At 70.9% G+C, this 6854-nt stretch carries 5 protein-coding genes and 1 pseudogene; 1 reads left to right on the forward strand and 5 read right to left on the reverse strand.

What is annotated here, in order from left to right; translation table 11 throughout:
• A partial coding sequence (locus ADY59_RS45900; RefSeq protein WP_053175809.1) for a tyrosine-type recombinase/integrase occupies positions 1 to 649 on the reverse strand: 649 nt, incomplete at its 3' end.
• 765 nt (positions 650 to 1414) lie between these two features.
• On the opposite strand from ADY59_RS45900, the gene ADY59_RS53630 reads away from it, so the two are divergent.
• A complete protein-coding gene (locus tag ADY59_RS53630; protein ID WP_197094178.1) occupies positions 1415 to 2854 on the forward strand; it encodes an LVIVD repeat-containing protein in 1440 nt (479 codons plus the stop codon).
• 233 nt (positions 2855 to 3087) lie between these two features.
• On the opposite strand, the gene ADY59_RS45910 is transcribed toward ADY59_RS53630, so the two are convergent.
• The 4 genes and pseudogenes from ADY59_RS45910 to ADY59_RS45925 form a co-directional block, all read right to left on the reverse strand.
• Positions 3088 to 3606, reverse strand: coding sequence for an SRPBCC domain-containing protein (locus ADY59_RS45910; RefSeq protein WP_049577231.1), 519 nt, complete (start codon positions 3604 to 3606; stop codon positions 3088 to 3090).
• Complete coding sequence (locus tag ADY59_RS45915; RefSeq protein WP_049577233.1) at positions 3603 to 3905, reverse strand: ArsR/SmtB family transcription factor; 303 nt, start codon at positions 3903 to 3905, stop codon at positions 3603 to 3605. Before ADY59_RS45915 ends, ADY59_RS45910 begins: the two co-directional genes overlap by 4 nt.
• A 91-nt stretch (positions 3906 to 3996) precedes the next feature.
• Positions 3997 to 5736, reverse strand: a complete 1740-nt coding sequence (gene dprA, locus ADY59_RS45920) for a DNA-processing protein DprA (RefSeq protein ID WP_082310906.1) — start codon at positions 5734 to 5736, stop codon at positions 3997 to 3999.
• 67 nt (positions 5737 to 5803) lie between these two features.
• A pseudogene (locus tag ADY59_RS45925) lies at positions 5804 to 6766 on the reverse strand (YifB family Mg chelatase-like AAA ATPase); the annotation flags it as partial.
• Between the last annotated feature and the right edge of the window lie 88 nt (positions 6767 to 6854).

Here is a 6854-nt window from a genome sequence, read left to right on the forward strand (position 1 = left end):
CCCCCGATCCCGCCCGCACCCACAACGGCCGCCCGTTCACACACCACCGGTCCAGCGCCCGCATGGCCGGCCCCCCGAACGGCACCGACCGCTCCTTGCGCCCCTTCCCCAGCACCCGCACGACCCGGCGCTCCCGATCCACGTCATCGACGTCGAGCCCGCACAACTCACTGACGCGGATCCCCGTGGCGTACAACAACTCCAGCAGAGCCTGATCACGCAGCTCTTTGGGCTCCCCCTCCGACGCCACGTCAAGCACCCGCCGCGCCTGCTCCTGATCGAGTACGGCGGGCAGCGGCCGTGGCGCCTTGGCCGTCCCCAGCAGCAACCCCGGATCGCTCTCCAGCCACCCCCTGCGATGACAGAAGGCCGTGAACGTCCGCACACATGCGGATCGCCGGGCCAGCGTCGCCCTCGCCTTCCCCGCATCATGCTGCGCCGCCAGCCACCCCCGCAGAGCGTCGACATCGACGTCCGCCAACCGCCCGCCCACATACGCAAGCAGCTCCGCCACATCCCCCAAATAAGCCCTCACCGTATGGGGCGACAAGTCCCTCTCAAACCGCAGATAGGCCTCAAACTCCTGCACAACCTCATCAGCCTTTACGCCCTCCCCCACCGCCGCCTCCTCCACGCGTTCAGCCACCACACCAGCCCACTCCCCAGTGTGCCCACCCTCACGCTTCGGCAGTTCTCACTCAGCCGGCCCCGCTGCGCGGCGCCACCCCGCGACGCCGCAACAGCGCGGCCCCAAGTCCAAGACCAAGGCGTACGGGATCCACCGCGACACTCGCGCCAGGTGATCAACAAGACGAGCAGAATCGGACGCATGGAATACCCGCGCCCTCGCCGCCTGGACAGCAGGGCAACGTGATTTCACCCGTTTGATTAGCCACTCTGTTCGCATGCAAGTCCGAAGCAGCTTGTATCAGGCACCGTCTTTCGCGTCGTCGGCCCGGCGCTGGGCCTGGCCAGGCACCTTGTCGGACCGCAAGGCCCCAGCGGAACGTCTCGGCGACGGAGCCGTACAGCTCCTGAATGGAGTCTCACAGCGCGGCCACGCCGCAGTAGCCGTCCAGAGGGCTGAGCTCGCCGCCGCCCCGGGTCTCCTTGGCGGCGTCCCACATCGCATCGGCGCAGAGCCGCGGTGCGACCCGCCCTGCGACCCGCGCCTGGCAGGCCGGCCCCGGCAGACCGGACCCGGCGGAGCAGACCCGGCGGGCCGGACCTGGCAGACCAGACCCGGCAGGCCGGCCCCGGCAGACCAGACCCGGCGGGCCGGACCTGGCGGGCCGGGCCGGCCGTATCCGCAGTGGGCGAACGTCCGGCGATAGATGATCTTTCGCTCGCCGTTACGGATGGGCTGGTTTGGTGATCCGCGAAGGCGACCCTGATCATCGACGTGAGGAGTGAAGTGGGAGTCGAGCGCACGGATTCCGGGATGTCGCGGCGCCAGGCGTTGCGCGCCTCGCTGACGGCCGCCTCCGCCCTGGCGGTGACCCACGCGGGCACGACACCGGCCCAGGCGATCCCCCAGGAGGGCACGGCACCGGCCCGGGCGGATGACGGCCTCGGGGCGGATGCGGTGGTGGCGGGCCCGCGCGGCCAGTACGCCCGCAATGTGGAGGTCGTCGGCTACACCGACATGGATCACCGGCCTGCCTTCAAGCTGGCGATCCGTCGCGTGGGCGATCGGTGGTACCTGTACACCGGCCACTTCTGGCATTCGGGCTGGAGCGTCGTGGACGTCACCGACCCGCGGCGGCCGGAGGTGGTTGCGTTCGTGCCAGGGCCGAAGGACACCTGGACCCTGCAGGTCGATCTGCACGGCGACATCATGGTGACCGCGCTGGAGCGGATCTTCCCCAACTTCGGCGGCGACCCGCAGGCCCCCTTCGAAGAAGGCATCTACATCTGGGACATCAAGAACCCCGTGAGGCCGCGCCGCCTCGGCCACTACACGACCGGAGGCACCGGAACCCATCGCAACCTCTATCCAGGCGGGCGCTACGTACATGTGGCGGCGGGCGCGAAGGGATTCAGCGGCAACATCTACACGATCGTCGACATCGAGGATCCGTCCCGGCCCAAAGAGGCGGGTCGGTGGTGGGTGCTGGGACAGCGGGACGGCGAGGAGGGCATGCCCGCGCCTGAACGGCCGCACCTGCACGGATTCTGCTGCGCGAACGGCGCGGACGTGTCTCTGCATGGGCCCCCGTACGTCGTCGGTGACCTGGCGTACCTGCCCTATGGCGCGGCCGGGCTGGTCGTGCTGGACATCTCGGACGTGAGCGCGCCCAAGCCGATCGGCGGCCTGAGCTTCAGCCCGCCCTTCCACTCCCGCTTCGGCGTGCACGGCGTGCTGCCCATCCCGGACAGGAAGATCGCCTTCGCGAACTCCGAGGACGTCTCCTACGGCAAGGGCGCCGCGCCGCACGCCTCCATCGTGGACATCTCGGACCCGGCCAAGCCATGGCTACTGTCTCTGCTGCCGACGCCCGAACCGCCGCCCGGAGCACCGTACGCCGACTTTTCCAGCAGGGGCGGCTGGAGCGGGCCGCACAACATCAACCACCACCAGCATCACCCCGACGTGCAGAAGCAAGGCGACCTCTTCTACGTCGCGCACTTCAACGCCGGTCTGCGCATCTATGACGTGTCGAACACCCGCCTGCCGCGCGAGATCGGCTACTTCGTGCCACCGGACCCTGTCCGCAGGTACGGCCCCATGCCCGAGGGCGAGCTGGTGGCCCAGACGGAGGACGTCGTGGTCGACAGCCGCGGCTACATCTACGTCTCTGACAAGAACCAGGGCGTCTACGTCCTGCGGTACACCGGTCGCGGCAGGAACTGACGGGTGTGACAGGCGTGCATGGGAAAGCGGGGCTGGTGGCCGGATCGGCTGATCCCGCCGCAATCACCAGGCGCCCGTGACCGAGGTCGCACCGATCAGCGATCGGAGCACAGGCCTCGATCGGAGCACGGGGATCAGTGATCGGAGCAGATCGTTCAACCGGTGGGACGTGCGTCACGAGCGGCACCGGCTACGGACGCGCCACCGCCATCCCCGGCCAGTGGTCCGGCAGCTCAGGCGTCGCCGTTGTCTCCACGCAGAGCTGCCGCGAAGCGTCGACCCGGCGCCGGGTCGACGCCGAAGCGCTCGGCGTAGCGTTCGTGCACTTCCTCCCACTGCTCGTGGGCATCCTCCTCGGAGAGGTCCCTGCCGGCGAGATGAGGTTCGAGCCGCGAAAGGTAGGCCTCCCAGCCGGTAGCGGTCTGCGCCGAGAGTCCGAGGTCGTCGATGACGTGGATGAAGGTCAGGCGGCAGCCGCCTTCGTGAGCGGCCAGGTCGAAGCTGTAGAGCTGGCCGGCGAAGACCCAGGCCAGGCGATGGGGCGGGTCGACCTCGGTCACCTCACCGGTAGCGCCGGCCGCCTCGAAGGTCTCACCCACCGCCGGTGTCCAGTCGGCGGCGGCGGGGAACCAGCGCCCGAGCTCTGCCGGCACGCTGACGGCTCGCCACACGCGCTCGACCGGGTACGGCAGTGTGCGCTCGAAGCGCAGCGCCGGGCGGCCGTCGATCGTTTCCAGAGTTCCGTGAATCATGGGTTTTCCTCCAGGTGTTGTTCCAGGGCGTCCAGGCGCCTTGACCAGTACATGCGATAGGGCTCCAGCCACTGGTCGACCTCGGCGAGAGGCTCTGGGCGCAGCGCGTAGACACGCTGCTTGCCTTCCGTGCGCACCATGACGAGCCCGGCCTCGCGTAACACCTTGAGGTGCTTGGACACGCCGGGCTGACTGAGATCAAGGCGTTTCACCAGCTCTCCGACAGGCCGCTCCCCCTCACGCAGCAGGTCGAGAATCTGCCTGCGGTGTGGCTCAGCCAGGGCTGTGTATGCGCTCACGTGCTCATATTGCCAGATGGAAATATGAACTACAACCCAGGGCCTCGGTGTGTGGGTGGTACACGGGACCACGCTGCCCGTGGTCTGGCGCTCACGGCGGCTCCATGCGGGGCGCCGGGATCGTCCAGCCTGCCGGGGAACCCGGTTCGGCCGGTGTCGGGGAGACGTGGTCGCGGGGCGGCGGCTCCAGAGGGTCTAGGAGGGGCGCGGAGGGCTCCTCCGATGACGGCGGGGTGGCCGACGTAGGCGACGGGACGGAGGGCGCTCCGCCCGACGGAGAATCGCGCATCGGCAACGGAGGCGGGCCCTGAGCCATCGATGCCGACGAGCCCTCCAACGCCTCAGGGCTGGAGGCAGGGAAGGGCTCGAACGAAGCGGAGTCCCCAGACAGAGCGGAGAACGTAGCTGACGCCGCAGACAGAGCGGAGGACGCAACCGACCGCCCAGACGGAGCGTGGGGCGGCTCCGGTGGGGCGACGGGCAGCGCATCCGATGAAGCCGACGACCCGGACGAGGCGAAGGGAGCGCCAGAAGAGACAACCGGCTGCCCGGACGAGCCGAGGGACGGCGCCGATGAGGCGTCAGCCACCTCATGCGAGGCAGCAGGCGGCTCGGCATGGGCGACGGTTGGAGCAGGCAGGGAAGGGGGCAGGGAGACGGAATCGGGAGCTTTGCGGTAGACCGGCGACGGGGCTTTGCGGATGCGCCAGCCCTTGGGGACCCGTTCGACGTAGCCGGCGGCTGCCAGGGAGCCCAGGGCGCTCAGGGCGGTGTTGAGGGAGACTCCGGCGGCTACCGCGATGGAGGCCGGGCCGGCGCCGCCCCGGGCGGCGACGGCGTCGAGGACGGCGCGGGTCTGCGGTGACAGGGCGTCTCTGGGGAGGGCGGGAGGCCGCACGGGCGGAGCGAGGTCGTCGCCCATCGTGCCGACGAGTTCGATCAGTTCTTCCGGGGAGGTCACGCAGACCGCCTTCTCCTCCCGGAGGAGGCGGTGGCAGCCCGCCGACTGGGCCGAGGTGACGGGGCCGGGGACGGCTGCCAGGTGCCGGTCCAGGGCGAGGGCGTGGGCCGCGGTGTTGAGAGCGCCGCTGCGCAGGGCCGCTTCGATGACGGCCGTGCCCCGGGAGAGGGCGGCGATCAGGCGGTTGCGAATGAGGAAGCGGGCACGGGTGGGATGGACGCCGGGCGGGCACTCGCTGACGAGCACGCCCTGGTCGCGGGCTGCGGCGAAGAGGGGCTGGTGTGCCGCCGGATAGGGGATGTCCACGCCGCAGGCCAGGACGACCACCGTCGGGGAGCCGGCGGCGAGGGCGCCTCGGTGGGCGGCGCCATCGATGCCGATCGCGCCGCCCGAGATCACGGTCCAGCCTGATTCGCTCAGCCCTATGCCGAACTGGGCCGCGACGTGGGCGCCGTAAGGGGTGGCCGCCCGGGCGCCGACGATGGCCGCCGAACGCAGGCAGGAGAAGCGGAGGTCGGCGTCGCCGTGGAGCCACAGGCCCAGGGGACGGCCGGGGCCGAGCTGGTCGAGCTGTGTGGGCCACTCGGCGTCACCGGGGATGACGAGCCTGGCTCCGGCCTGCCGCCCTGCGGCGAGATCCGCTGGCGGGTCGGCGGCGGCGAGGCGCGCCTGCCAGGCGCCGAGGCGGCGACCCAGGTCCTTCGGGCGATCTAGCTCGGCTGGTTCGAAGTCGTCCGGGAGGCGTTGGCAGCGGATGGCCTCGGCGGTCTGGGCGGCGCCGTATCGGGAGACCAGGCGGCCCATTGTGCGGTCGCCGGCGTCGGCGGCGCGCATGAGGGCGGCCCGGGCCTCGTGTTCGGGGGTGTTCATGAAGCTCGGCTCCTTGCGGTGGAAGGGGGGCGGAACACGGGCTCACGGCGGCTCCGTGAACGGCTCGTCAGGCGTCCATGCCGAGCCACAGGGCGAGGGCGGCGGAGGTTTCGTCCTGGCCGGGGCGGTCCTTCTCGGCCAGATCGGCGAGAGTCCAGGCCACCCGGACGACGCGGTCGAGGCCGCGGGCGCTGAGAGTGCCGGAGTCCAGGCAGCCGGTGATGGGCCGCATGGCGGCGTCCGGCGGGCGATAGTCGGCGTGCAGGGTCGAGGAGGGGATCTCGGCGTTCGTCCGCCAGGGGGTGCCGGTGAAGCGTTTGGCGGCGCGCTCGCGGGCCAGGAGGACGCGCTCGGCCACCGTGCGGCTCGATTCGACGAACTGGCGGTCCGCCAGGAGCTCGCGCCGGGTGGAGCGGGCCATGGCGACCTTCATGTCTATGCGGTCGAGCAGCGGGCCCGAGAGCCGGCCCAGGTAGCGGCGTTTGACCGTGGGCGAGCAGTGGCAGCTCTCGCCCTGCTCCTGGGGCTGGGCGCAGGGGCAGGGATTGGCGGCCAGGACCAGGATGAAACGGGCCGGGAAGGTGACCGAGCCCGCCGATCTCGCCACCGTGACCTGGCCGGACTCCAGAGGCTGGCGGAGCGAGTCGAGCACGTGACGGGGGAACTCCGGCGCCTCGTCCATGAACAGGACGCCCCGGTGGGCCAGCGAGATCGCGCCGGGGCGCACGACCGAGCTGCCGCCGGCGATGATGGCGGCCGCGGACGCGGTGTGGTGGGGGTTGACGAAGGGCGGGCGGCCGACCATGGGGCTGTTGGGCGGGAGGACGCCCGCGACCGAATGGATGGCCGTCACTTCCAGGGCGTGGTCGAGCTCAAGGTCCGGCAGCAGGGTGGGGAGGCGTTCGGCCAGCAGGGTCTTGCCGGTGCCGGGCGGCCCCAGCATCCACAGGTTGTGGTCGCCGGCGGCGCAGACCTCCAGGGCGCGCCTGGCCATCGGCTGGCCGACCACGTCCGCCAGGTCGAGGTCGGGGCGGACGGCGGTCGCGGGGACCGACAGGACCTGGCTCTTATTCACGTCTGGCGCCGCCGTCGAAGACGACTGCAGAATGACCGGCGAG

The sequence above is a fragment of the Nonomuraea sp. SBT364 genome (assembly GCF_001083785.1).
Taxonomy (GTDB): domain Bacteria; phylum Actinomycetota; class Actinomycetes; order Streptosporangiales; family Streptosporangiaceae; genus Nonomuraea.

Excerpts from the sequence above, each read along its gene's own strand:
- ADY59_RS45910 (WP_049577231.1), bottom strand. The coding sequence starts at position 3,606 with ATGATTCACGGAACTCTGGAAACGATCGACGGCCGCCCGGCGCTGCGC.
- dprA (WP_082310906.1), bottom strand. The coding sequence starts at position 5,736 with ATGAACACCCCCGAACACGAGGCCCGGGCCGCCCTCATGCGCGCCGCC.